This is a genomic window from Salipiger abyssi (genome assembly GCF_001975705.1).
GTDB classification, from domain to species: Bacteria; Pseudomonadota; Alphaproteobacteria; order Rhodobacterales; family Rhodobacteraceae; genus Salipiger; species Salipiger abyssi.
This window is the reverse complement of the sequence record NZ_CP015091.1, coordinates 119,346-144,226: the sequence shown is the minus strand read 5'-3', so window position 1 is coordinate 144,226 and position 24,881 is coordinate 119,346. Positions and strand designations below refer to the sequence as shown.

Annotated in this window: 18 protein-coding genes; 6 read left to right on the top strand and 12 right to left on the bottom strand. The window is 65.8% G+C overall.

The window, feature by feature from the left end:
* Positions 1-446: 446 nt before the first annotated feature.
* From Ga0080574_RS02170 to Ga0080574_RS02160, 3 genes are read left to right on the top strand one after another with little or no spacing between them, the layout of a single operon-like run.
* Positions 447-863: a cupin domain-containing protein gene (locus tag Ga0080574_RS02170; RefSeq protein WP_076694856.1), complete on the top strand. Its 417-nt coding sequence runs from the start codon at positions 447-449 to the stop codon at positions 861-863.
* Between the two features lie 17 nt (positions 864-880).
* On the top strand, positions 881-2,419 hold the full coding sequence (locus tag Ga0080574_RS02165) for a flavin-containing monooxygenase (RefSeq protein WP_076694854.1): 1,539 nt from the start codon (positions 881-883) through the stop codon (positions 2,417-2,419).
* A 45-nt stretch (positions 2,420-2,464) separates the two neighbouring features.
* On the top strand, positions 2,465-3,841 hold the full coding sequence (locus Ga0080574_RS02160) for an MFS transporter (RefSeq protein ID WP_076694852.1): 1,377 nt from the start codon (positions 2,465-2,467) through the stop codon (positions 3,839-3,841).
* A 210-nt stretch (positions 3,842-4,051) separates the two neighbouring features.
* Here the strand turns inward: Ga0080574_RS02160 and Ga0080574_RS02155 are convergent, their stop codons facing one another.
* Together Ga0080574_RS02155 and Ga0080574_RS02150 are read right to left on the bottom strand one after the other, a co-directional pair.
* On the bottom strand, positions 4,052-4,987 hold the full coding sequence (locus tag Ga0080574_RS02155) for a choline/ethanolamine kinase family protein (RefSeq protein ID WP_076694850.1): 936 nt from the start codon (positions 4,985-4,987) through the stop codon (positions 4,052-4,054).
* A gap of 75 nt (positions 4,988-5,062) precedes the next feature.
* Positions 5,063-7,486, bottom strand: a complete 2,424-nt coding sequence (locus Ga0080574_RS02150) for a GcvT family protein (protein ID WP_076694848.1) — start codon at positions 7,484-7,486, stop codon at positions 5,063-5,065.
* 146 nt (positions 7,487-7,632) lie between these two features.
* Between Ga0080574_RS02150 and Ga0080574_RS02145 the strand changes: the two genes are divergently transcribed.
* A complete protein-coding gene (locus Ga0080574_RS02145; protein WP_076694845.1) occupies positions 7,633-8,394 on the top strand; it encodes a DeoR/GlpR family DNA-binding transcription regulator in 762 nt (253 codons plus the stop codon).
* A gap of 3 nt (positions 8,395-8,397) precedes the next feature.
* On the opposite strand, the gene Ga0080574_RS02140 is transcribed toward Ga0080574_RS02145, so the two are convergent.
* From Ga0080574_RS02140 to Ga0080574_RS02120, 5 genes are all read right to left on the bottom strand, one after another.
* Positions 8,398-9,147: a response regulator gene (locus Ga0080574_RS02140; protein WP_076694842.1), complete on the bottom strand. Its 750-nt coding sequence runs from the start codon at positions 9,145-9,147 to the stop codon at positions 8,398-8,400.
* A gap of 65 nt (positions 9,148-9,212) precedes the next feature.
* Positions 9,213-11,579 carry a DUF1989 domain-containing protein gene (locus Ga0080574_RS02135; RefSeq protein WP_076694840.1) on the bottom strand — a complete coding sequence of 789 codons (2,367 nt, stop codon included), beginning with the start codon at positions 11,577-11,579 and terminating at the stop codon, positions 9,213-9,215.
* Positions 11,580-11,603: 24 nt separating this feature from the next.
* Entirely contained in the window at positions 11,604-13,598 is a 1,995-nt protein-coding gene (locus Ga0080574_RS02130; RefSeq protein ID WP_083716726.1) for an ABC transporter permease, read from the bottom strand.
* Positions 13,595-14,623 (bottom strand): quaternary amine ABC transporter ATP-binding protein, encoded by a 1,029-nt coding sequence (locus Ga0080574_RS02125; protein ID WP_076694839.1) that lies wholly within the window; start codon positions 14,621-14,623, stop codon positions 13,595-13,597. The genes Ga0080574_RS02130 and Ga0080574_RS02125 overlap by 4 nt, the downstream gene beginning before the upstream one ends.
* A 75-nt stretch (positions 14,624-14,698) precedes the next feature.
* A complete protein-coding gene (locus tag Ga0080574_RS02120; RefSeq protein WP_076694838.1) occupies positions 14,699-15,646 on the bottom strand; it encodes an ABC transporter substrate-binding protein in 948 nt (315 codons plus the stop codon).
* Between the two features lie 294 nt (positions 15,647-15,940).
* Between Ga0080574_RS02120 and Ga0080574_RS02115 the strand changes: the two genes are divergently transcribed.
* Complete coding sequence (locus tag Ga0080574_RS02115; protein ID WP_198039715.1) at positions 15,941-16,693, top strand: substrate-binding periplasmic protein; 753 nt, start codon at positions 15,941-15,943, stop codon at positions 16,691-16,693.
* Complete coding sequence (locus tag Ga0080574_RS02110; RefSeq protein ID WP_076694834.1) at positions 16,690-18,936, top strand: hybrid sensor histidine kinase/response regulator; 2,247 nt, start codon at positions 16,690-16,692, stop codon at positions 18,934-18,936. The genes Ga0080574_RS02115 and Ga0080574_RS02110 overlap by 4 nt, the downstream gene beginning before the upstream one ends.
* Positions 18,937-18,975: 39 nt before the next feature.
* Here the strand turns inward: Ga0080574_RS02110 and Ga0080574_RS02105 are convergent, their stop codons facing one another.
* The 5 genes from Ga0080574_RS02105 to Ga0080574_RS02085 all read right to left on the bottom strand — a co-directional run bounded on the left by Ga0080574_RS02105 (position 18,976) and on the right by Ga0080574_RS02085 (position 24,881).
* Entirely contained in the window at positions 18,976-19,581 is a 606-nt protein-coding gene (locus tag Ga0080574_RS02105; protein WP_076694831.1) for an HAD family hydrolase, read from the bottom strand.
* A 13-nt stretch (positions 19,582-19,594) separates the two neighbouring features.
* On the bottom strand, positions 19,595-20,983 hold the full coding sequence (locus tag Ga0080574_RS02100) for an L-serine ammonia-lyase (RefSeq protein WP_076694829.1): 1,389 nt from the start codon (positions 20,981-20,983) through the stop codon (positions 19,595-19,597).
* 3 nt (positions 20,984-20,986) lie between these two features.
* Positions 20,987-22,252 carry a serine hydroxymethyltransferase gene (glyA, locus tag Ga0080574_RS02095; RefSeq protein ID WP_076694827.1) on the bottom strand — a complete coding sequence of 422 codons (1,266 nt, stop codon included), beginning with the start codon at positions 22,250-22,252 and terminating at the stop codon, positions 20,987-20,989.
* 100 nt (positions 22,253-22,352) lie between these two features.
* A complete protein-coding gene (locus tag Ga0080574_RS02090) occupies positions 22,353-23,501 on the bottom strand; it encodes an iron-containing alcohol dehydrogenase (RefSeq protein ID WP_076694825.1) in 1,149 nt (382 codons plus the stop codon).
* 3 nt (positions 23,502-23,504) lie between these two features.
* A complete protein-coding gene (locus tag Ga0080574_RS02085; RefSeq protein ID WP_076694823.1) occupies positions 23,505-24,881 on the bottom strand; it encodes an aldehyde dehydrogenase family protein in 1,377 nt (458 codons plus the stop codon).

Sequence of the window (24,881 nt, the reverse complement as noted above, 5' to 3'; positions counted from 1 at the left end):
ATGAAGAGCATAAAACCACCCCTGTATATCAATTTGCAAACGATATGTTTTTCGTCAAAATCAAAATCAGGAGGAACAGCCAGACCGGCTGAATGGAGGAAAAGGGAGGATCCCACCCGCTTGTTCGGGAGGCTCTTTCGCAGCGCATCGCAGTGCTGAACACACAACGTGCCGTGTTCAGACGATGAGGTTTATTTCATCGACGTTTCCGGAATCCACTATTCGGAGCGCCAGTATTACTATGCGCCGAGCGAAACATATGCAAGTGGACGAGATGTCTCTTGCCGCAAAACAGCCGATACGATTTCCGGAAAAGCGTGGCGTCGATCCTTCCTCAGCCCTCCCAGGAGGATGAAATAAATGACCCACGGATTCGCATGCGCAATTTTGCGCAGCGCTATTGCTGACTCTGCCTGTCTTCGGGTGATGCCGCTGGCGGAATGCGCATGATGATCGTCACCGAAAGCCAAACCGTGTCGCCCGTCGTCGGCCAGCCCTATGTGCGCGTCTGCGTGGCGGAGAACGGCGATTCCATTTTCGTCGATGAAGAATTCGCGCTCACCACCGTGCAGATGTGGGAGGGCCGCGTCGACGGTAAATCCGAGCCCCTCGGCGATGTCGAAGTGACCCTGCGCCGGGTCTTCGAGGACAGCTCCACCGGCTATCTGCACCCGGCGCCGGCGCGGCAGTTCATCGTCGTGCTCGCCAGCGTGGTCGAGGTCGAGGTCAGCGACGGGACAAAGCGCCGCTTCGGGGCGGGCTCGATCATCCTGATGGACGATGCCGGCGGCAACGGGCACATCTCCCGCTGGGTGGGCGATGCCGAGCCGCTCGCCCTCGTCCTCAGGTTCGCGCAGCAATGACAGGAGATCTGAGACCGATGACAGAAATCGAGAACGTCCTTATCGTCGGCTCCGGCGGCAACGCAATCGCCGTCGCGGCGCGGCTCGCCGAGGCGGGCATCACCGATTACCGGGTCATCACCGCGCATGGCGATTACGGCGGCGCGTGGTGGGTCAACCGCTACCCCGGATGCGGCGTGGACACGCCGGCGCTGGACTATCAGCTCGAATGCGCGCTCGGCACGCCCTGGACCCGGGAATTCCCGATGCAACCGGAAATCCTCGCTTATTTCCAGAAGGTTGCCCGTGATCTCGGGATGTATGAGCGGACCGAATTCGAGGTCGAAATGACGTCGTGCCGCTGGGACGAGGCGCGCGCGGCCTGGGAGGTCGAGACGACGCGCGGGCCCCGCCGGGCGCGGCATCTGATCCTGGCGACCGGCTTTCTCGACGATGCGGTCAGCAATGTCATTCCCGGCTATGACAGCTTTCGCGGGCGCTATTTCCACTCGCAGCACTGGCCCTCGGGCTATACCGGCGAGGGCGACCGGATCGCTGTCATCGGCAGCGGATCGTCCGGCCTTCAGATCGTGCCGGCGATGCAGAGGGCCGGCGCCGAGGTCGTGGTCTTTCAGCGCACGCCGAACTGGATCCTGCCGCAGAACCAGAAAGTCTTCACCGAGGAAGAGCGCGCGTTCATCGCGACGAATATCGACCATATCCGCAAGAAGCGGAGGGAGAACGAGGAGTGGCGCCGGGCCGGCTATCGCGCGGATCTCGAACTCGACCCCGATGCCGATCGGGAGGCCATGTTTGCAGAGATCGAGGCGCAGGCCCTCGCCTTTCTGGAGCAGGAGGTCCCCGACCCCGAGCTGCGCAAGCTGCTGACTCCGGATTACAATTTCGGCTGCAAGCGACCGGGCATGAGCGACGACTGGTTCCGCGCCCTGCAACAGCCCAATGTGGAGCTGGTGCCCGAGGCCGCCAGCGCGATCACCGAGGACGGCGTGGTCTCGCGCAGCGGGCGGGCCTTCGAGGTGGACACGATCGTGATGGCCACGGGCTTCCGCTGGGGGACCAGCATTCTCGACCGTGTGCAGCGCCGCGACGGGCTCAGCGTGGCCGAGGCGCAGGGCGGGCATCCGCGGGCCTACAAGGGCATTCAGGTCAGCATGTGCCCCAACCTGTTCCTGGTCGGCGGCGGCCCCAACGGGCGTGCCAAATCGCTGGGCGGCCTGCGCACCGGCGAGATCGCCAGCCACTACATCGTCACCGCCATCGCGCATATGGAGCACGCGGGTGTTGCCGCGCTGGAGGTGCTGGAGGAGGCGGAAACCGAGTGGAAGCAGCGCGCCGATACGATCAATGCGCGCGGGGCCTACAGCTCGGGCCAATGCACGAACTATCTCACGGACGATTTCGGCAACAACATGGCCGACTGGCCGGGCGACGATCTCGACCAGATCGCGCAGCACACGGTCTTTGTCGCCGAACATTATCGCGAGCCGTCATCGGCGCCGGTTTCGAAGACACGCGGCGAGGAGGAGACGCCGCAGCTTTCGGCTGCCATGCGGTGAGGGGGGTCGTGCAATCTGCACGGAATCAAGGAGGAGGAGAACAACATGTCATCAGAGAAGAACCAGGATATTTTCTATAAAATATCCATAAATTTGCTGCCATTCTTTTTCATGGGGCAGCTGATCATGAATATCGACAGATCCGGTATTTCCTATGCCGCTCTTCCGATGCGCGATTCCATCGGCCTGACTCCGGAAGCATTCGGTCTGGCGGCTGGCATTTTCTTTGTCGGATATGCGCTCATCGAAATACCGAGCAATCTTCTTCTGGAAAAAATCGGTGCGACGCGATGGGTGTCCGGGTTGATCGTCTGCTGGGGTCTCACCACCGGCTGCCTGGCTTTTGTTACCGATTCAACCAGCCTTATATTATTGCGTTTCCTTATGGGTGTTTTCGAAGGCGGATATACGCCGGCGATGCTTTATCTCATTACACTGTGGGTGCCGCAGGCGCGTCGGGGCCGGGCCTATTCGCTTTTCCTGCTTTCGGTGCCTCTCGCCGGTCTTGTCGGCGGGCCGATTTCCGGGTTCCTGCTCGGGATCGAATATGGCGGCTTCGAGGGATGGCAATGGCTGTTCATCGTCGAGGGCGTTGTCACCGTGTGCTTCGGTGTCTACTGGGCGATGGGCGTTCCCAATGCTCCGCAACAGGCGAAATGGCTGACAGAGCACCAGAAGACGGCGCTGTTGGAGGAGCTGGAGCTCGAACGCCGCGCGCAGAACTCGCGTGAACACGGCACGAGCAGCCTGCTCCAGGCGCTCAAAACGCCGCCGGTCTGGATCTACAGCCTTGGCCTCTTCGCCATGGGCATGGGGATGCTCGGCATCCTGATGTGGCTGCCGCAGCTCATTCAGCACGGGTTCCCGTCGCTGACCTCGCTCGAAAACGGCATCCTGGCCGGTGTGCCCTTCGCCTTTGCGATGTGTACGCTCTACATTCTGGGCTGGACCCAGGACAAGACGGGCGACCGGCGCTGGCACCTCGCCACGCTCGGCCTGACCTCGGGCGCCGCCCTGCTGCTGAGCCTGCTGAGCCCGTCTTCGGTCGTGGCCTATGCCGCTCTGTGTATCGCCGTCTCCTGTTCGTTCACCTTCGCGGCGCTCTGGTGGCCGTCGCCTACCAGCGTGCTGAGCGCGACAGCTGCCGCCGGTGGTCTCGCGCTGATCAACGGCGTGGGCAACCTGGGCGGTTTCGTCGGGCCCTATGTCGCCGGGCTCTTCTTCGAAGGCGGGGAAGACGGCTTCATGCGGACGACAGCTTTTTTCGGGATCGTGATGATGATCGCGGGGATGTGGCCGATCATCTTCAGCAAGCTGTTTCCCAGTGCGCGGGAGCTTGAGGCCAGAAAGGCAAATCTCGAGGGCGATACGGTTCTTGAGGACGATGTCGACATGGGGCTGCAAGTGCCTGGCCGAAACTAGCTGGCCGAAGCTCGATTGGCCTGTGTGTGTCAGTAAGAGGCACGACAGGCCAGTTGCGTGGATCAGCCCGAGAGCCGGACGGACCCTCTCCTGTTCGGCTCGGGCGATGCGCCGGTCTCGGCCCCTTTGGGGGCCGAGACACGTTTTTTGCTATAGCGGTTGCCAGATGTTGAAACACCGAGCCGCAGCGGCGTTCCCACAGACCGCGTGTCAGCCGCGCAGAGCCGCGACATGCGTGTCGAAAGACGGCGTATTCATCAACGCCTTGCAGCGGGCAAAGCGCGTGGTTGCGTAGTCCCAGAAATCCTCGGCGGTGTTGCCGTCGGCGAACTGGATCAGGCCCCAGAGCGTCCAGAGCAGATCGCACATCGCCTTGTAGACAACGACCCGGCCCATCTCGGCGGCTGTCGGACTGCGCCCGAAATAGGCCTCCAGCATCTCCCGGTCCATCGCGTCGGTGAAGTGGCCCTCGACGCTGAGATCGCCCAGATCCCAGAGCGGATCGTTCATGCCGCCATATTCGAAATCGACGATCCACATCTTTTCACCGTCATCGAGAAAATTCTCGCAGAGCGGATCGCAATGGCAGGGCGCAAGCTCGGCCGGGTTGGCATCCAGCGCCTCGCGGATCGGCCCGGCAGAGGCGACCACGTCGTGATAGCCCTCGGGCAGTTGCACGTTGCCCTTTTTGCCCAGCACCGCGAGATATTCCTCGATCATCGCGAACAGCTCGAACCGGCCGGCAAAGACCTCGCCCGAGCCGTGGAGCTGGCGCAGCGCGGCACCGGCGCGGGCGGGGCTGCCGGCGATGCTGGCGAAATTCTCCGGCGTCATCGTGACGATGTTCTCGACGCAATCCATCACCAGCAGCCCCTCTTCGGGCGCACTGTAAAGGATCTGCGGCGACACGCCCGCACGCGCCGCCGCCTGGGCATTGGCGAGCTCGGCGGCACGGTCGATATATTCCTCGGTCCCGGCGCCCGGCACGCGCACGACGACCGGCGTCATCCCTTCGGCATCGACGCGAAAGACCAGATTGGTCAGCCCGCCCTGACGGGTGATGGTCAGCGCGCTCTCGGGCAGATCGGCATAGCCCGGCGTCTGCGCCAGGGCTTTGAGGATGATGGTTTTGTGGTTTTCCGGCATTGTTCGCCTCCCTGTGGCGTTCTTTTTTGTGTGGCCGAACCGGGCAGGCCGGTTCGGCAGGCCTTGCGATCGCGTTTACGCCTTGAGGCGTTTGTTTTCCGGATCGTAAAGCGGGCCGTCGACGCGGGTGACGGCATGTGTGTCGCCGAAAACGACGCATTCGAAGGCGGTCTCCTTGGCAAGCGCCTTGGGAAGGTACCCCATCAGGATGGTTTTCCCGACCGAATAACCGCGCCCGGCGGAGGTGGCGAGCGACACCGTCTCGCCGTTCAGCAGGATCGGCTCGCCGCCCGACACCGGCAGCTGCGCATCTGTTACGAAGGTGCAGAGCATCTGTTCAGGGCCTTCGGTCTTCTGCTTTTCCAGCACCGCGCGGCCCATGAAATCGCCCTTGGCCTTCAGATGCACACGAAAGCCCAGACCGGCCTCGATGGGCGTGTAATCCGGCGTCAGATCGCCCGACCAGTAGATATAGCCCTTCTCCAGCCGCAGGCTCTCGATGGCGCGGTAGCCGACATTGCGGATGTCATGCGCCTGCCCCGCCTCCCAGAGCGTGTCATAGACATGGCGGGCGAATTCCGTGGGCACATGCAGCTCCCAGCCGAGCTCGCCCACATAGCCGATGCGCGCGGCCCGGACGACCGCCATGCCGACGACGATCTCCTGCGCGGTGGCAAAGGGGAAGGCCTCGTTCGACAGATCGTTTTCCGACACGCTTTGCAGCACCTCGCGCGCCTTTGGCCCGACGATATTGATCACCGCGCGGCCCGAGGTCAGCTCGATCAGATGCACCGAACCGTCATCGGGCATGTGGCGGCGGATCCAGTCGCTGTCATGCACGCCAAAGCCCGAGCCGGTGACGAGATAGAAGCTCTGCTCGCCGGTGCGGGTGATGGTGATATCCGCCTCGGTGCCGCCGGTCTCGTTGCAGAACTGCGCATAGATCACCGCGCCCACGGGCTTGTCCATGTTGCAGGCGGCCAGCCGTTGCAGCAGGTCGAGCGCGCCGGGGCCGATCAGCTCGAATTTCGAGAAAGAGGTCTGGTCGATCAGCGCCACGCCCTCGCGCACCGCGCGGTGCTCTTCGGCGACGTATTTCTTGTAACCGGGATCGATAAAGGCGAGCTGGTCTTTCTGCTCGACGCCTTCCGGAGCGAACCAGAGCGGGCGCTCCCAGCCGTTCTTGGAGCCGAAGATCGCGCCCATTTCATCGAGCCGGTCATGCAGCGGCGACAGGCGCAGATTGCGGGCGGTCTGATATTCCTGGCCCGGATAGCGCTGTTTGTAGTGGTATTCGTAATGCTCCACCGCGCGCGGATACATAAAGCGCCTGGTGCCGTGATGCGGCGAGAAGCGGCGCACATCCAGCGGCCAGAGATCGAGGCTCGGGCGGCCTTCGAGGATCCATTCGGCGATCATCTCGCCGGCCCCGCCGCCGGCGGCGATACCGTAGAGGAAACCTGTCGCCATCATCAGGTTGTCGAAGCCCGGCTGCCAGCCCAGCACGAAATCGCCATCCGCCGAATAAGGGATCGGCCCGTTGATGACCGAGCGGATGCCCACCTCGTTGATCACCGGCGTGACCTCGGCGGCAAGCTCGGCCAGCGGGCCGAAGCGGTCGAGATTGTCGGGCAAGAGCTGGCGCACGAATTCTCCGGGAATGCCGTCGTCGCCAAAGGGCAGCGTGCCCTCCTCGTAGCCGCCGATCACCAGCCGCCCGCCGGCATCGGGTTTGTAATAGACCAGCCGTTCCGGATCGCGCAGCGTCGGCAGGGTCTTGACGCTGTCGGTATCGGGCAGCGGCTCGGTCACGATATACTGGTGCTCGACGGCGCAGGCCGGCACATGCAGCCCCAGCTTGGCGCCGATCTCGCGACTCCACATGCCGGCGGCGACGGTCACCGTCTCGGCGGTCCAGGTGCCCTCGGAGGTTTCGACCCCGGTCACCCGGCCGTTCTCGACGATGAAATCCAGCACCTTCACGCCCTGGCGGATCTGCGCGCCGTTTCGGCGGGCGCCAGCGGCGATGGCCTGGCAGAGGCTGGCCGGGTCCACATGCCCGTCGGACGGGATGAAGGCCGCGCCTTCGAGCCCCTCGGCATTGATATAAGGGAAGAGATCCTTGGCCTCGTCGGGCGTGATGATATGCATCTCCAGATCGAAGCTCTGCGCCATGGTGGCGAGCCGCTTGGCCTCCAGCAGCCGGTCCTTGGTGGCCGCGAGCCGCAGGCTGCCGACTTTCTTCCAGTCAAAGGCCATGCCGGTCTCTGCCTCGAGCCGGTCGTAGAGCTCGACGGATTTCTTCAGCATCCGCGTGGTGTTGCGGCTGGAGCGGAGCTGACCGACGAGACCGGCGGCATGCCAGGTCGCCCCCTCGGTGATCGCGGCCTTTTCGAGAACCACGACATCCTTCTCGCCGGCGCGGGCGAGGTGATAGGCGACCGAACAGCCGATAATGCCGCCGCCGATGATGAGGTGTTTCGTCGCGTGTTGGGACATGTGTTGCAACTCCTGTTGGATTTGTTGGAATTTCAACCCAATATCGACGACAAGTAAACATAAATGTTGATTTATGTTTTTATTGGCCGTTGAACCTGCCCGCTGACGCCTTAGAATGAAGCAAAATCAACATAGAAACGCGCGGAATGTCGAAATACGAGAAAGAAATCCTCGACACGGTTGCGCTGCATGGCACCGTCTCGGTCATGGCGCTGGCCGATCAGCTGAAGGTCACCGACCAGACGATCCGGCGAATCGTCAAGCCGATGGTGGAGCGTGGCGAGATCCGCAAGGTGCATGGCGCCATCGTCGCGGTGAACGAATCCAATGACCCGCCGCTGACGAAACGGCTGGTGGCCAACCGACAGGAAAAGGCGATCATCGCCCGCACCGTCGCCGAGGTCGTACCGAATGGCGCGACGCTGGCCATCGACACCGGCTCGACATCGAGCTTCGTGGCGCAGGCGCTGAGTCAGCATCGGGATCTGACGGTGGTGACGAATTCAGCGCATATCGCCGCGGTTTTGGCGCTGAGCGAGGGCAATCAGGTCTATATGGCCGGCACCCAGCTGCGCAGCCATGACGGCGCGGCCTTCGACCAGTCAGCCTTTGAGGTCGTGTCGCGCTTTACCGTCGACATGACGATCCTCAGCGCGTCGCTGGTGCATCCCGAGCTGGGCTTTCTCGCCAACGACCAGCACGAGGTGGACATGGCAATTGCCATGTCGCGCATCGCCGACCGCCGCATCATGGCGGTCGATCACAGCAAGTGGATGGCCCGCAAGGCCAACGCGCCGCTGCGCATGCCGGTGATGCGGCCCGACGACATCCTGGTGACGGATCGCGCCCCGGATGCCGCCTATGACGATCTGCTGGCCGATCTGGACCTGCGCCTGCCGCGCCACTGATCCCTAGGCCCCCTCCGACGGCGCATCGGGACCGCCGCCATCGACCAGCACATAGCCGACATTGCGCACCGTCTTCAGCGTCTGCGGCGAGGCCGGGTCGGGCTCGATCTTCTGCCGCAGCCGGAAAATCAGCACATCGACGCTCCGGTCGAACACCTCGTCGCCGCTGACCCGGCTGAGGTCGATCAGCTCGTTGCGCGACAGCGGCGTGTTCATGTTCCGGCTGAGCGCGCATAGCAGGTTGAACTCGTGGTTCGAGAGGTTGACGGTCGTGCCCAGCGGGCTGATCAGACGCCGCCCGATGACCTTCAGTGTCCAGCCGCTGAAAGTATAGGACTCAGAGGCAAGGGGCGCCGGGTCGGGCGCGGCCTCCGCCACCGGGCCGCTGCGGCGCAACACCGCGCGCACCCGCGCCAGCAACTCGCGCGGGCTGAAGGGCTTGGTGACGTAATCGTCGGCCCCTAGTTCGAGCCCGACGATCCGGTCGGCTTCCTCGCTGGCGCCGGTCAGCATGATCACCGGTGTCTGCATGCTGCGCCGCAGCTCCTGAAGAAAGACCAGCCCGCTTTCGCTGGGCAGCTTGAGATCCAGCAGCACAAGATCGGCCGAACCCCTGCGCAGACGCGCCTCGGCGGAACGGCAGGTGGCAAAGGCCTCGGCCTGAAAGCCCTGATCCTCAAGGTAATCGGTCAGCAGACCCCGGATGCCGGGATCGTCGTCGATGATGAGGATCGTCTTGAGGTCAGGGGACATCGCGTGATTTTCCAGCTGCGCCGGCGTTATCTTACAGCGCTCCGCGTGACGCAACTGCACTGCGCTCACGACCGCAACCGCGTCCGCTGCGGATCGTAGAAGGGAAACGGCACGACATGTGCGCGGAGCCGTTTCTGGTGATGGTCGAGCTGGCCGATCTCCACCGCCCTGCCCTCCTCCGCATAGTCCCGGTCGAGCCGGCAGAGCGCGACGGTCTTTTTCAGCAACGGCGAGCGCACACAGCTGGTCACCACGCCGATCTCCGCCCGCCCGACAAAGATCGGATCGCCATGCTGCGCCGTCTCATTGCCGGCCAGTTCCAGGCCGGCGAGGCGGAAGCGGCCCTGCTCCTTGCGTTTCACCAGCGCGTCGCGTCCGACAAAGGCGTCCGTCTTGGACTTCAGCGGCACGGTAAAGCCGATGCCCGCCTCGAACGGATCTGTGGTGCCGTCGAACTCCGCATGCGCCATGACCAGCCCCGCCTCGACGCGCAGCATCTCCATCGCCTCAAGCCCGCAGGGCAGAATGCCGACCCCCGCACCCGCTTCGGCAACCGCGTCCCAGACGGCGGGCGCGTCGCCGCTGTGGCAAAAGATCTCGTATCCCAGTTCACCGGTATAGCCGGTGCGCGAGACCACCACGGGAATGCCGCCGAAGCCACCCAGCCGCGCCACCGAAAAGCGGAAACATCCCAGCTCGGCCAGCGGCGTTTCGTCGTCGCGGGTCCAGACGATCTCTTCGAGGATACGGCGGCTCTCCGGTCCCTGCACCGAAAGGTTGGCAAGCGCCTCCGTCGAGGGCCGCACCCAGGCCTTGAACCCGTTCTCCTCGGCCAGCCTGCGCAGCCAGACGCCGCAATAGGCGTCGGCGCAGACCCAGCGGAACAGATCGTCGCCCATCCGGAACAGCGTGCCGTCGTCGATCATGCCACCGGTCTCGTGGCACATGGCGGAATAGACCACCTCGCCCACAGACATGCGCCGCACATTGCGTGTGAGCGCCAGGATCATCAACGCCTCGGCATCGGGACCGGTCACCTCGAATTTGTGCAGCGAGGACAGATCCATCATCACCGCCTTTTCCCGGCAGGCATGATATTCCGCCACCGCGCCGTGGTTGCGATAGGTGGCGGGCAACCAGACCTCGCCGGCCTCGACATAGTGCGCGGTCAGAGCGGAGGTCTTTTCATGGAACGGCGTTTGCCGTGTCAGGCTGGGCTTGGCTTCGGGAGTCATTCGTACCGCCACGGATCTGGAGAAGAGGTTTTTCGCGCCGTAGGTGCGCACATGAATGTCGGTCGGGTTCCACCCGTTCGCCGGGTCGAGATCGTTCGGACAGGAGGTCGTCAGGCAGACGCAATCGGTCAGCGCCCGCAGCAGCACGTAATCGCCGGGCCGCGACCAGGCCTCGTCGAAGGACAGCGCATTGTCGTGCTCGGCGCGGGAGTTGAAGAAGAAGTTCACCGCCTCCCAGCCCGCGCGCGGTGCCACGCCATAAGGCGTCAGCCGTGCGTTGATATTGTCGGTGCAGTTGACGTGCCCGGGATAGCCGAGCTCTTCGTAGAACCGCGCGAAACAGGCCAGCCCGAAGGTGTCGTGCCGCCCGACGGTATCGCGGATCACCTCGAACATCGGCTCCTGCGCGACGTTGAAGAACCGCGAATGCAGCCCCGGTGCCGGATAGGCCGCCCCCATCAGAGAGCGCGTCGTGGTGTGGTGGATCTCCAGCTCGCGCCCGGCATCGAGCCCGCGCAGTGTCAGGGCCTGAAAATCGGAGCATTGCCGCCCCGACACGTCGATGATCTGGATATAGTCACCCGCCCGCACTTCGTAGGAAACCGCCGTCGAATGCGGGACATGGATCTCCTGCAACGGGTCCGCCAGCGGCTCGGGCAACGCCATGAGCGGCGACGCGGCGGGGTCTGCGCGCCGCGTCAGCAGCTCCACCCGCGACGGCGCGTGGGCGCCGCAAAGCGACATCGCGGGCGCCGGGGCCGCGATCAGGCAGAGCCCGTCCTCGACGGCGGCAAAGCCCGCGACAGCGCCGGGGGCGGGGTCGTCGTCGAACACGCGGCGCACCTGTCGCCCGGCGGGATCGAGCTGCATGCGCCGGGCCATTCCGCGCAGCGCCGCAAGGGCCGCGCCGTCGAAACGCTCTGAGCCCTGCCCGCTGTCGAAAACCGCCATGCGCGGCTCGCCGGAAAGCGGTTCGAGCCCGGCGGGATCGGCTCGGCCCGCCGCTGTCACAAACAGAAGCTCGCAGGGCTGGCCGCCTTCAATCGCCACCAGATGCAGGTGATCGCCGGCCCTGAGGGAGACGACCGCCAGCGCGCGCGAGACGATCTCGTCGCGCTCGATGCCCTGCTGCCAGAGCGAAATGCCCGGCTCGACGAGGTGATGCCAGCGGCTGGTCTGGGTGTCGTAAATGCTCATGATATTGCTCCTTGCGTTGGGCCCTCAGCCGGTCAGGCCGAGCGCGGCGCTGCGGCGGCGGCTCATGCTGCGCAGGATACGGTCGGCGATGATGCCCAGGCAGGCGATGCACAGCCCCGCGATCAGGCCCCGCCCGGTATCGCCGTCGGAAAGCGCGCGGGAAATCTGCTGTCCCAGATCCTTGGTGCCGACCAGCGCCGCGATGGCGACCATGAACAGCCCCATCAGGATGGTCTGGTTCAGCCCCAGCATGATTTCGGGCAGCGCCAGCGGCAGCTCGACCTTCCACAGCCGCTGCGTCCGGGAACAGCCGATGGCCTCCGCGGCCTCCTTGGTCTGGGGCGAGACACGGCGCAGGCCGAGATTGGTGTAGCGGATCATCGGCACCGTGGCATAGGCGATGACCGCGGTGATCGCCGCCACATCGCCGACCTTGAACAGCATCACCACCGGGATCAGGTAGACGAAGGACGGAAAGGTCTGAAGCGTGTCGCAGACCAGCAGGATGGCGCGCGACCCGGCATCGCTGCGCGAGGCCAGCAGACCGAGCGGGAACCCGATGGCAATGCTGGCGATCACCGCCATGCCGATCATGTAGAGCGTGGTCATGGTCTCGACCCAGAAGCCGGTCACCAGCGGAAAGGCGGCGAGCAGCGCGACGGTCAGCGCCAGCCCGGCGCCCCCGACCCGGTAACCGAGCGCCGCCGTCAGCGCGATCACCACCGGCCAGGGCAACCATTGCAGCGTGTCGCGCACCGGGATGAACAGATAGACCAGCAGCACGGTCTTCAGCGCCCGCAGCTCCTCGTACCAGGCATCGGAGATACGGATCACAAGCGCATCCCAGAACGCAGCCGTGCTGACCGCCTGTTCCGGCGGAAAGCTGCGAAGCCCGTCGAACAGCCAGGCAGCCGCGAGGCTGACAGCCAGCATGCCGGCGCCGATCATGAGCAGTCGCCGCCGGCGGACGGTCTCGCCACGGCGGAACGGATCGTAGCGCGACGCGGCGAGGCTCAGCCGGTCGAGCGCCACCGCCAGCACGACAATGGCGGCACCCAGCTCGAGCGCAGCGCCGAGCCGCAGCGAATTGAGCGCGATGAGCAGGTTATGCCCGAGCCCGGCGGCGCCGATCAGCGAGGCGATCACCACCATGGCCAGGGTCTGCATGATGACCTGATTCACCCCGAGCAGCAGTGTCGGGGCCGCTGCCGGAAAGCGGATCTTGGCCAGCATCTGCCAGCGCGTGCAACCAGCAATGGCGCCGGCCTCGATCAGCTCGGAGGGCACCGAGCGCAGCCCGATCAGCGTGCAGCGGATCATCGGCGGCGCGGCAAAGATCACCGTGGCGATCAGCGCCGGCACCTGTCCAAAGCCGAACAGCACGACGATCGGGGCGAGATAGGCAAAATGCGGCGTGCTCTGCATCACGTCGAGCACCGGGGTCAGCCCCCGCTCCAGCCGCCGCGAGGCGAACAGAACCAGCCCGGCGGCAGTGCCGGCGAGGACCGAGAGCGGCACGATCACCAGCACCAGCGCCAGCGTATGCATCGCCGGCTCCCACATGCCGAAACCGGCAAGGAACGCGCAACTGCCGGCGAGCAGCGCGCCCAGACGGGGCCCGCCCAGAAGGACGCCGGCCAGCGCAAAGGCACCCAGCACGGTGATCCAGGGCAGCGGCAGGAGCCAGCCGCCCTCACCGGCGTCGCCGACAAGCAGCGCCTCGGTCAGATCAAGTGGCTGTTGCAGCAACCAGGAAAGGGCGCGCGTCGCCTCGCGAAAGGTGAAGAGGCCGAAATCCGCCTCGTAGCCGAGCCACTCGAAGAACCGGGTGATCTTTGCCGCAAGCGGCAGTTCCCAGGCGGCGGGATAGTCCCGCGCCCAGTCCACGCTGTTGAGAAACAGCGCCGCCGCGACCGTGGCCAGCAGCAGCCCCGCGCAGGCGGCGGCCCTGCGGCCGGAGGCAGAGAGACCCGTCGCACCACGGGCGGAGATGGGGTCGGTCGTACTTTCGCTGCTCATGATGTCCGCCCCCCAAAAACGGCCGACACCAGATGCCGGCGCGTGAGAATACCCGCAGGAAGGTCCGCCGCGTCGAGCACCAGCCGGTCCTCGCCGTCAAGCAGCATGTCGGGCGCGATGTCCGAGAGCTTCTGGTGATCGTAGACACGGCGCGGCGGCAGACGCTCCGGCAGCGCGGTATCGGCGATGGCGCCGGCGGACAGCACGCTATCCTTGGGCGTATCCGCCCCGAACCGGGCAACATACCCGTCGGCGGGGCGCAGCACGATGTTTTCCGGCGTATCGAGCTGGATGATCCGCCCGTCCTTCATGATCGCGATCCGGTCCGCCACGCGCAGCGCTTCGGAAAAGTCGTGGGTAATGAAGATGATCGTCTTGTGAAGCTGTTTTTGCAGCTTGAGAAACTCGTCCTGAAGATCCCGCCGGATCAGCGGATCGAGCGCCGAGAACGGTTCGTCGAGAAACCAGATTTCGGGATCGGTGGTCAGCGACCGCGCGATGCCCACGCGCTGTTTCTGGCCGCCCGACAGCTCGCGCGGATAGAACGCCTCCTTGCCGTCGAGCCCGACAATCGACAGGTAGCGCCGCGCGATCGCCCGGCGGGCCTCCTTGTCGACCCCCTTCACCTCGAGCGGGAAGGCAACGTTGTCGAGGGCAGTTCGGTGCGGCAGCAGGCCGAAATGCTGGAACACCATGCCAAGCTTGTCGCGGCGCAGCCGGAGATGCTCGACCCGGCTCAGCTTCAGCAGGTCGCGGTTTTCGAATTCCATGCGCCCGGCCGTGGGCTCGATGAGCCGCGTCAGGCAGCGGATAAGTGTGGATTTTCCCGAGCCGCTCAGCCCCATGATGACGAGAATCTCGCCTTCATGCACATCGAAGGAGACATCGCGCACCGCGCCGACATGATGCGAGGCGGCGAAATCGGCCTCGGCGGGGCGGTGGTCGTGGCGTTCGAGAAAGGCATGCGGCCGGGGGCCGAAGACCTTCCAAAGGCCCCGGCAGGAAAGCTTGACTGGCATGTTCATTGTGGTGGTCGCCCGAATGAGAGTTCCGGTTTGGGCGGGCACAAAGGCGCCCGCCCGGCGCGCGGGCCCGACAGGTCAGTCGAGCCAGGCGTTCCAGACGTTCTCGTTCTCGGCGATCCATTTCTCCGCCGCGCCCTCGGGTGTGAGCCCGTCGACATCGACCATCGCCGCGGCCTCGGCGATATGGGCGTTGGTGAAATTGATCTTCTCGACGATCTCGAAGGCCCCCGGCCATGTCTCTTCCATGCCGGCCCAGACGCCCTTTTTCAGCCAGCCGGCGCTGGGATTGCCGCAATCATGGGTCTTGTCGGGATTGATGCCCCAGGAAGGATCGCTCTCGCAGGCGGGGTCGTAGGCGGGAAACTCGATGAACTTGCCGTCATAGCGCGCCTCGACCCAGTTCGGCGTCCAGTTGAACAGCACGATGGGCTCTTCGCGGCGATAGGCGGCATCGAGCTCGGCCCAGAGCGTCGAGGCCTGGCCGGCATTGACCACCTCGAACGCCAGCCCAAGCGCCTCGATGCGCTCCGGATCGGGCTTTTCCCAGTCCACCGGTCCGCCCAGATAGCGGCCCTTGGGCGCCGTCTCCGGCGTCGCAAAAAGCGCGCTACAGGCGGTCAGGGCCTCATAGTCCGGCAGGCCCGGGCAGCTTTCCTCCATATAGCTCGGATACCACCAGTCCTCGCGGGTGACCGCATCGTGGTTGCCGGCATCCACCATCCGCCCGGCATCGAGCTGGCGCTGGAACGAAGTGCGGTGCGTGCCTTCCCAGACCTCGATCTGAAGATGCATGTCACCATTGCCGATGGCGACGAATTGCAGCTGGTTGTCGGCGGGGCGGTATTCGACACTGTAGCCGCCCTTTTCCAGCAGCATGCCCGAGATCCGCGACAGCACGAGCTGGCTGGTCCAGTTGTTCTCGACAATCTTGATCGGTTCGTCGGACTGGGCCAGCACGGGCAGCGGCGCGGCGCCGGCCATAAGACAGATCAGGGCGGGGGTCAGGATAGGGGATCTACGCATGTGTCACTCTCTGTTGGATGTCTGATTTGGCGGCCATTCTGGTGTCGTGTGACCGTTCCATGCAGCTTGGCGGAGGGCAGGGGCCGGCTTCTATTGAAATCGGGTTTCGAAATATTTCAGGTGAAATCTCTGCGCTGTGCCCCATTGGCCCGGATGCCGAAAGCAGGCTAGCTTTACCGTCATGCCGCCCGGCCGGATCCCTCCGGTCGCAAACCGCCAACCGCCGGAGGACCGCAGGGAATGCCGGGCCGTCACACAGCATCAGGCCTCCGGATCGCGGCATGGGCCGCGCTTTTGACCATGGTTGTGGCCGGCGCGACGCCCCCTGCCCGCGCGGCGGACATCATCCGCGTCGCCTCGAACGAGTGGTGCCCCTACAATTGCGGCCCGGCTGACGACCGCCCCGGCTATATGGTCGATGTGCTGACCGAGGCCTTCGCCGCGGTCGGCCACCGCATCGCCTACGAGACACGGCCCCGCAACCGCGCGCTGCGCGAGGCGCGCATGGGCTTTCTCGATGCGGTCGTGGGCGCGGTGCCGCGCGGCGTCGAACGCTATGTGATCCCGCAGACGCCGCTCGCCACGGTGCAACCGGTGCTCGCCCTCCGCGCCCAGAGCCGCTATCGCTACGACGGGCCCGCGTCGCTCGCGCCGCTGCTGGTGGGCGCCGTGAAGGGCTACAATTACACCGCCGAAATCGACGCTTATCTGGCCAATGCCGCCGATGACATGACCCGCACCGATCTGGTCTTTCAGCACGACGCCGAAACCCTCGGGCTGCGCAAGCTCACCATCGGGCGCATCGACGCCTTTCTGGGATACGAGGCGGTGCTGGCCTATCTGGCGGAACGGCTGGCGCTGTCCGACCGGCTGCGGCTTGTCCCGGTGGGCGAGCCCACACATCTCTATATCGCCTTCTCCCCTGCCTCCGCCGACTCGCCCCGCTATGCCGCGCTTTTCGACGAAGGCATGCGCATTCTCGCCGAGAGCGGGCGCCTTGCGGCGCTGCGCGCCAAATACGGCCTCTCCGAAGAGGACCGCCCGTGAGCCGCGCGACGCGGCTGCCCGGGGTACTGACGGGCCGGGGATCGCTGCAATGGTCACTGATCCTCGTCCTCGTGCTCGGGCTGGTGGTGCCGATCTCGTTGCTCGCCTTCCACACCCACAAGGAGCGCAAGACCGCGCTGCTGACCGAGTTGCGGCAGCATCTGGCGGAGGTGACGGAGGTGCTCGCCTCGGGCCTCGTCGCGCCGACCTGGAACCTCGACGCCGAGGCCGCGCGCCCGCTGCTCGATGCGGTGATGAGCGACGAGCGCGTCGTGGACATCACCGTCTATACCGAGCTGATCCCGCGCTTTCTCCAGGCCAGCCGGCCCGAGCGGCGCAGCAGCGTCGGGCGCCCGCTCCTGATGCAGCGCGCGATCTATCGCGGCGACGAAAAGATCGCCTTTGTCGTAGTGGAAATGTCGACCGCCCGCATGGAAGAGGCGCTGCGGCTGGAAGAGGCGCAGATCCTGCGCACCGCCGTGGGGCAGTTCGGTGTCAGCATGCTGATGATCCTGTTCTTCCTTCAGCTCAAGATCGTCCGGCCGCTGCGATCTCTGGCGCTCAGCGCGCAATCCGTCGCCGCCGGCGTGCTCGACACCCGTGTCGACACCTCGGGCTGGGGAGAGGTCGGCCGGCTTGGCGAATCCTTCGACTCCATGCGCCGGGCGCTCCAGGCGAATTTCCGGCAGACCCGCGCCCAGCAAAAGGAGTTGCAGGAAAGCGAGGCGCTGAAACGCGCGGTGATCGACAGCACGCTGGACGGGCTGGTCACGGTCGCGGCGGATGGCAGGATCGTCGATTTCAATCCCGCCGCCGAAAAGATCTTTCGCATGAAGCGCGACGCGGTGGTCGGCAAACCCTTTGCCGAGGTCGTCTGGCTGCCCGAGGACTCCCTGCCCGACCGCGGCGGCCTGCCGCCGGACACTCACAGCCACCCCTCGACGATTTTCAACCCGCGCAAGGAGATCTCGCTCGCCTCGCCCGAGCGCGCGCATTTTCCGGCGGAAATGACCGTTTCCGAGGTGCTGCTGCCGCAGGAACGGTTCTTTGTCATCCAGCTGCGCGACCTGTCGCGACGCAAGGCCATCGAGCGCGACAAGACACGGCTCGAAGAGCAGCTCGCCCAGTCCCAGAAGATGGAGGCGCTGGGAACCATGGCCAGCGGCATCGCCCATGACGTCAACAACATCCTCGGCGTCGCCGTGGGCGCGGCGGAAATTGCCACCGACCTGACCCCGGAGGATGGTGCGGCGCGGAAATATCTTGCCCGGGTGCTCGAGGCCGGCGCGCGCGGGCGGGCGCTGGTGGAACAGATCCTGAGCTTTGCCAGCCCGTCGAGCAAGCACCGCACCGCTCTCTCGGCGGTCGGACATATCCGCGGCTGCGTGCGTGCGTTCAGCGAAAGTGCGCCGCCGGAGGTGTCGATCCGCTTCGCTTCGGATGTCGAGGATGCGGTGATCTATGCCGATCCCGTCCAGATCAGCCAGGTGCTCGACAATATCCTGCTGAACGCGCTCGACGCGATGCCTGAAGGCGGGCGGATCGAGGTTACATTGCTGCGTGAACACCGCCCGGATTCCGATGGCGGAGACGTCCTGTCTCTGTCGATCTCGGACACCGGCACCGGCATGGACGAGGCGACCTGCCGGCGCATTTTCGACGGGTTTTTCACCACCAAGGGCACCGGGCACGGTCTGGGCCTGACGCTGGCGCACGGGATCGTCGCCAGCCATGGCGGCAGCCTCTCGGTGAGCAGCGCGCCGGGCGAGGGCAGCCGCTTCACCATCTGCCTGCCGATACACGAGGGCGCCGCGGATGGCACAGCGGCGCCGGCAGGCGCGCGGCAGCAGCCGCGCGCGGCACGGTTCGAACGCGCCATGGTGGTGGATGACGAAGACCAACTTGCCGAAACCACGGAACTCGCGCTGCGCGAACTCTTTGCCGAGGTCGAGCGCTTTTCCGACCCCGCCGAGGCGCTGAGCGCCTTTCGCGTGCGCGGTCGGGATGCCTATGACCTGATCGTCACCGATTACGCCATGCCCGGCATGACCGGCGTCGATCTGGCGCGGGCGCTTCGGCAGGACCGCCCGCAGCTTCCCATTCTGCTCTATAGCGGGATCCTGAAAGATGCCGTCGCCGAAGAGGCGCGCCGTATTGGACTCGACGCCGTGCTTACCAAGCCGTTCTTCCGGCAGGAGCTTCTCGATACCGTGCTGCGGGTGATGACGGCACGCGCGGCCTGAGCGAGAACCCCGGCAAGGCGCGCGCCAGGCCATGTCCGCTCAGCCGCGCGGCTCCGCCAGCGCGGCGCGGGCGAAGGTCAGCAGCTCTTCCGGGCGCTCCGCCAGGTAGTCGGCCCCCTCCAGCATGCTTCGATCCTGCCAGCCCCAGAGCACCCCGACAGAGCGCAACCCGGCCTGCCGTGCCGCGTCGATATCGCTCTTGGCGTCGCCGATCATCAGCACCGCCTGCGGCATGCTTCGCAGCGCCGCCGCCTTGCCCGGGTGGCGGTCGCCGCCCAGCACGTCGCGAAAATGGCCGTCGAGCCCGTGACGCGACAGAAACCACCGGACAAAGACCGTCCGGCTTGAGCTGAGCACGCAAAGCGGCGCCAGCGCGGCGAGCGTCTCGAGGCACGCCGGCATTTCGGGAAACGGCGCCGCCACGCTCTCCTGCTCCAGAGACAGCGCGGCCATACGCTTGTCGAACCGGGCGGCATCGAGCCCGAGATCGGCGCCAAGCTGAAGAAAGGTCAGCGGGCAGAGCCGGGCGAAAGGTGTCATCCCGCGCGGCAGCACGAGGCCCTGTTCAGCCGCCGCCTGACGGCACAACCTGTCCCAGAAACCCAGCGTGTCGGCGATCACCCCATCGAAATCCAGACAGATCATGACGCCCCTCCCGTCAACATTCCGGCAGGTTCACCGCGATCCCGCCGGTCGAGGTTTCCTTGTACTTGTCGCTCATGTCCCGACCGGTGTCGCGCATCACCCGGATGCAGTTGTCGAGCGGCCTGAAATGCGTACCGTCCGCGCGCAGCGCGAGCGCCGCGGCAGAGACGGCCTTGATCGCGCCCATGGCGTTGCGCTCGATACAGGGCACCTGCACCAGCCCGGCGGCGGGATCGCAGGTCATGCCCAAATGGTGTTCAAGCGCGATCTCGGCGGCGTTCTCGATCTGCTCGTTGCTGCCGCCCAGCACAGCGCAGAGACCGGCAGCGGCCATGGCCGAGGCGGATCCGACTTCGCCCTGACAACCGACCTCGGCGCCGGAAATAGAGGCATTGTGCTTGATCAGCCCGCCGATGGCCCCCGCTGTCAAAAGAAAGATCCTGCGTTTCTCGGCGCTGGCCTCGTCACAATGATCGGCCCAGTAGCGCAGCACCGCCGGCACGGTGCCCGCCGCGCCATTGGTCGGCGCCGTGACAACCCGCCCGCCGGCGGCGTTTTCCTCGTTCACCGCCATCGCGTAGGCGGAGAGCCATTCATTGGCGACATGCGGCAGCTGACGGTTGGAGAAGCGCTGTTCGGTCAAGCTCTGATAGAGCGCCCGCGCCCGGCGACGCACCCGGAGCCCGCCGGGCAGTTCGCCCTCCCGCGCAAAACCACGGTCGATGCAGGCGTCCATCGCCTGCCAGATCGTGTCGATCTCCGCGTCGATCCGCGCCCGCCGCAGCGCCTCCTCGTTGGCACGCGCCATCTGCGCGATGCTCAGGCCCGAGCGTGCGCCGAGGCGCAGCAGCTCGGCGGCACTGGTGAAGGCATAGGGCAGCGGGTCTTGCGAGGCGGCGGCGGGCGGCGCGGCAAGCTCCGCATCGGTCTGCACGAACCCGCCGCCCACCGAATAATAGGTCTGGCGGTGACAGGCCCGCCCCGCCGCGTCGAAGGCCTCGAAAATCATGCCGTTGGCATGCCCGGGCAGCGGCGGGCCGTAGTCAAAGACCAGATCCCGCGCGGGATCGAAAGCCAGCGGCGGCAGCGCGTCGGGCGTTAGCCGACAGCCCCGGTGCAGCGCCGCGAGCATGGCCTCCGCCGCGTCGGGATCGAGCGTTTCGGGACGTGCGCCCAGCAGCCCAAGCATCACCGCCCGGTCGCTGTGATGGCCCTTGCCGGTGAAGGCCAGCGAGCCGTGAAGCGAGACACGCAGCGCCGCCGGGGCGCCGGCCCCTGGGATCGGCTCCGCGCCACCGCGCAGATCGTCCAGAAACCGCCCTGCGGCCACCATCGGCCCCATCGTGTGCGACGACGAGGGGCCGATACCGTGCTTAAAGATCTCAAAGACCGAAACGACCATCGCTCAGCGGTAGATCGGGAACGCGTCGCAGAGCGACCGCACCTGCCCGCGCACCTGTGCCTCGATCTCGCTGTCGCCCTCGGGCCGGGCGGCAAGCGCGTCGATCACCGACAGGATCATCCGCGCGATGCTGCGGAATTCCGCGTTGCCAAAGCCGCGCGTGGTGCCCGCAGAGCTGCCGAGACGAATGCCCGAGGTGACAAAGGGCTTTTCCGGATCGAAGGGAATGGCGTTCTTGTTGCAGGTGAGGCCCGCGCGCTCCAGCGCGATCTCGGCCACCTTGCCGGTCACGCCCTTGGGCCGCAGATCGACCAGCACCATGTGGCTGTCCGTGCCGCCCGAGACGATGCCGAGACCACCGGCGCGCAGCTCCTCGGCCATGGCCTGCGCATTGATCACGACCTGACGGGCATACTCACCGAATTCCGGCGTCAGGGCCTCGCCGAAAGCCACCGCCTTGGCGGCGATCACATGCATCAGCGGGCCGCCCTGGTTGCCCGGAAAGACAGCCGAGTTCAGCTTTTTCGCCAGCGCCTCGTCATTGGTCAGAATGATCCCGCCGCGCGGACCGCGCAGCGTCTTGTGGGTGGTCGAGGTAACCACATGGGCGTGCGGCATCGGATCGGGATAGACCCCCGCCGCGACAAGCCCCGCGTAATGCGCCATGTCGACCATCAGGTAGGCGCCGACCTCGTCCGCGATCTTGCGGAAGCCTTCGAAGTCGATCTTGCGCGGATAGGCCGAGGCGCCCGCGACGATCAGCTTGGGCTTGGTCTCCAGCGCCTTTTCACGCACCTTTTCCATGTCGATCAGGTGGCTGTCGGCATCGACCTCGTAGGAGACCACGTCGAACCATTTGCCCGACATGGTGACCGGCGAGCCGTGGGTGAGGTGGCCGCCATGGGCGAGGTTCAGGCCCATGATGCGGTCGCCCGGTTGCAGCAGCGCCAGGAACACCGCCTGGTTGGCCTGCGCGCCGGAATGCGGCTGCACGTTGGCAAAGCCCGCGCCGAAGAGCTTTTTCACCCGGTCGAGCGCCACCGTCTCGGCCACGTCGACATGCTCGCAGCCGCCGTAATAACGCTTGCCCGGATAGCCTTCGGCATATTTGTTGGTCAGCACAGACCCCTGTGCCAGAAGCACGTCGCGCGAGACGATATTCTCGGATGCGATCAGTTCGATCTGGTTCTGCTGGCGGTCGAGCTCGGCCTCGATCGCAGCAGCGATCTCGGGGTCGGAAATCGGGGCGCTCTTGCTCAGGTCAAGCATGTCGTCTCCTTGGGAAAAGGTCAGCCGGGCCCTGCCCCGGGCCGCGTGTCGCGGGCCCGGGGGGGACTGGCGGGGGAAGGAAAGCCGGGCCAGGCCCGTGTCAGTCGAAACAGGCCTCGATCAGGGGCCGGGTGTTTTCCTCGGTCATCTCGATCGGGTTGCCACCGGTCGAGGGATCCTTGAGCGCGCCGCGCAGGATGGCGTCGATATCGGGAGTGTCGATGCCGAGGCCACTCAGGCTGGAGGGAATGCCCAGATCCGCGATCATCTCGGTCACCGCCTCGCGGAAGCCCTCGAACCCGCCGTCAATGCCCAGATAGCGCGCTGCCATGGCGATCCGGTCCTCGATGGCCGGACGGTTGAAATCGAGCACGCGGGCCATGACGGCGGCGTTGGTCGTGCCGTGATGGGTGTGGTAAATCGCGCCCACCGGGTGGCTGATGGCATGGATCGCGCCCAGACCCTTCTGAAAGGCCGTCGCCCCCATCATCGCCGCCGACATCATATGCGCCCGCGCCTCCAGATCGGCGCCATCCGCATAAGCGCGCGGCAGGTTCTCCTTCACCAGCCGCATGCCCTCCAGCGCGATGCCCTGGCTCATCGGGTGGTAATGCGGCGAGCAATAGGCCTCCAGACAATGGGCAAACGCATCCATGCCGGTGCCGGCGGTGATCGGCTGCGGCATGCCCACGGTCAGCTCGGGATCGGCGATGACCACCGAGGGCAGCACCTTGGGGTGGAAGATGATCTTTTTCTCGTGGGTCTCGGAATTGGTCAGCACCGAGGCACGCCCGACCTCCGAGCCGGTGCCGGCGGTGGTCGGTACGCAGATATTGGGATGGATCGCATCGGCATCGGCGCGGGTCCACCAGTCGCCGATATCCTCGAAATCCCAGACCGGGCGGGTCTGGCCCGCCATGAAGGCGACCATCTTGCCCAGATCGAGCCCGGAGCCGCCGCCAAAGGCGATCACCCCGTCATGGCCGCCCTCGCGGAACATCCGGACGCCTTCGGCAAGGTTGCTCTCGTTCGGGTTCGGATCGACCTCGGAAAAGAGCGCGCGGCCAAGGCCCGCCCCCTCCAGCACGTCGAGCGCCCCCGCGGTGATCGGCAGCGGCGCGAGGCCCTTGTCGGTGACGAGCAGCGGGCGCGAGATGCCGGCGGCTTTGCAGGCCTCGGCCAGCTCCTTGATGCGCCCGGCACCGAAGCGGATGGCCGTGGGATAGGACCAGTTTGCAGTCGGGGTCATGGCTCAGACTTTCTTTTTCAGGTGATAGGATTTCGGACGGGTCAGCGCCTGATAGGCCAGCGGCGACAGGCCGGCGCCGCGCCCGGTATCCTTGCAGCCGCTCCAGCACAGCGCCGGGTCGAGATAATCGCAGCGGTTCATGAAAACCGTGCCGGTTTGCAGCCGCCGACCGATGGCCTCCGCCGCCTCGGCATCGGTCGTCCAGATCGAGGCGGTGAGCCCGAAGCGGCTGTCATTCATCAGCCGCACGGCCTCGTCATCGTCGCTGACCGGCATGATGCCGACCACCGGGCCGAAGCTTTCCTCGCGCATGACCTCCATCTCGTGGGTCACACCGGTGAGGATCTGCGGCGTCAGATAGGCGCCGCCGTCATCCGCCTCCATGGTGTCGATATGCGCCACCGCACCCGCCGCGACGGCGGCGTCGATCTGCGCGCGCACGCCCCTTGCAAAGCGCACATGCGCCATCGGGCCCATGGTGGTCTCTGCCTCGCGCGGATCGCCCAGTTTCGAGCCCCGTACCAGCGCCACCGCCTTCTCGACAAAGGCGTCGTAGAGGCTTTCGTGCACATAGATCCGCTCGATCCCGCAGCAGCACTGCCCGGAATTGAACATCGCCCCGTCCATCACCCCGTCAACGGCGGCGTCGAGATCGGCATCGGCGCGGATATAGGCCGGATCCTTGCCGCCCAGCTCGGTCGCAACCCCTATGAAGGTTCCGGCGGCGGCGCGTTCCATCGCCTGCCCGCCCCCGACGGAGCCGGTGAAATTCACGAAATCCACCTCGCGCCCCGAGATCAGCGCGCCGGTCGCTTCGTGATCGAGAAAGACGTTCTGGAACACCGCCTCCGGCACGCCGGCGGCGTGGAAGGCCTCGGCCAGATGCTCGCCCACCAGCAGCGTCTGCTCGGAATGTTTCAGCATCACGCTGTTGCCGGCGACCAGCGCCGGCGCTACCGCATTGATCGCCGTCATATAGGGGTAGTTCCACGGCGCGATGATCAGCACGAGCCCCAGCGGCTCGCGTTCGATCTTGCGCAGGATGCCGGGGCCGTCCTCGACCACCAGCGGCGCCAGCGCCTCCTCGGCGATGTCGCACATGTAGCTCGCGCGCTCCTCGAACCCGCCGAATTCGCCGCCATAGCGCACCGGCCGGCCCATTTGCAGCGCCAGCTCGCGCGTCATGCGGTCGGTCTGTTCGCCGATGATGGCCACGGCGCGGCGCACCAGCGCGATCCGCTCCGCCATCGGGCGCGCCGCCCACTCCGCCTGCGCGGCGCGGCCCGCCCGGGCGGCGTCCTCCGCATCGGCTTGCGAGAGGGTCGGGCGGGTGGCCACGACGCTGCCGTCGATGGGCGATATGCAAGTCAGGTCTGTCAC

What these genes read in the sequence shown, in the direction of transcription:
- Ga0080574_RS02170 (WP_076694856.1), top strand. Translation starts at nt 447, where the DNA reads ATGATGATCGTCACCGAAAGCCAAACCGTGTCGCCCGTCGTCGGCCAG.
- Ga0080574_RS02165 (WP_076694854.1), top strand. Translation starts at nt 881, where the DNA reads ATGACAGAAATCGAGAACGTCCTTATCGTCGGCTCCGGCGGCAACGCA.
- Ga0080574_RS02160 (WP_076694852.1), top strand. Translation starts at nt 2,465, where the DNA reads ATGTCATCAGAGAAGAACCAGGATATTTTCTATAAAATATCCATAAAT.
- Ga0080574_RS02155 (WP_076694850.1), bottom strand. Translation starts at nt 4,987, where the DNA reads ATGCCGGAAAACCACAAAACCATCATCCTCAAAGCCCTGGCGCAGACG.
- Ga0080574_RS02150 (WP_076694848.1), bottom strand. Translation starts at nt 7,486, where the DNA reads ATGTCCCAACACGCGACGAAACACCTCATCATCGGCGGCGGCATTATC.
- Ga0080574_RS02145 (WP_076694845.1), top strand. Translation starts at nt 7,633, where the DNA reads ATGTCGAAATACGAGAAAGAAATCCTCGACACGGTTGCGCTGCATGGC.
- Ga0080574_RS02140 (WP_076694842.1), bottom strand. Translation starts at nt 9,147, where the DNA reads ATGTCCCCTGACCTCAAGACGATCCTCATCATCGACGACGATCCCGGC.
- Ga0080574_RS02135 (WP_076694840.1), bottom strand. Translation starts at nt 11,579, where the DNA reads ATGAGCATTTACGACACCCAGACCAGCCGCTGGCATCACCTCGTCGAG.
- Ga0080574_RS02130 (WP_083716726.1), bottom strand. Translation starts at nt 13,598, where the DNA reads ATGAGCAGCGAAAGTACGACCGACCCCATCTCCGCCCGTGGTGCGACG.
- Ga0080574_RS02125 (WP_076694839.1), bottom strand. Translation starts at nt 14,623, where the DNA reads ATGAACATGCCAGTCAAGCTTTCCTGCCGGGGCCTTTGGAAGGTCTTC.
- Ga0080574_RS02120 (WP_076694838.1), bottom strand. Translation starts at nt 15,646, where the DNA reads ATGCGTAGATCCCCTATCCTGACCCCCGCCCTGATCTGTCTTATGGCC.
- Ga0080574_RS02105 (WP_076694831.1), bottom strand. Translation starts at nt 19,581, where the DNA reads ATGATCTGTCTGGATTTCGATGGGGTGATCGCCGACACGCTGGGTTTC.
- Ga0080574_RS02100 (WP_076694829.1), bottom strand. Translation starts at nt 20,983, where the DNA reads ATGGTCGTTTCGGTCTTTGAGATCTTTAAGCACGGTATCGGCCCCTCG.
- glyA (WP_076694827.1), bottom strand. Translation starts at nt 22,252, where the DNA reads ATGCTTGACCTGAGCAAGAGCGCCCCGATTTCCGACCCCGAGATCGCT.
- Ga0080574_RS02090 (WP_076694825.1), bottom strand. Translation starts at nt 23,501, where the DNA reads ATGACCCCGACTGCAAACTGGTCCTATCCCACGGCCATCCGCTTCGGT.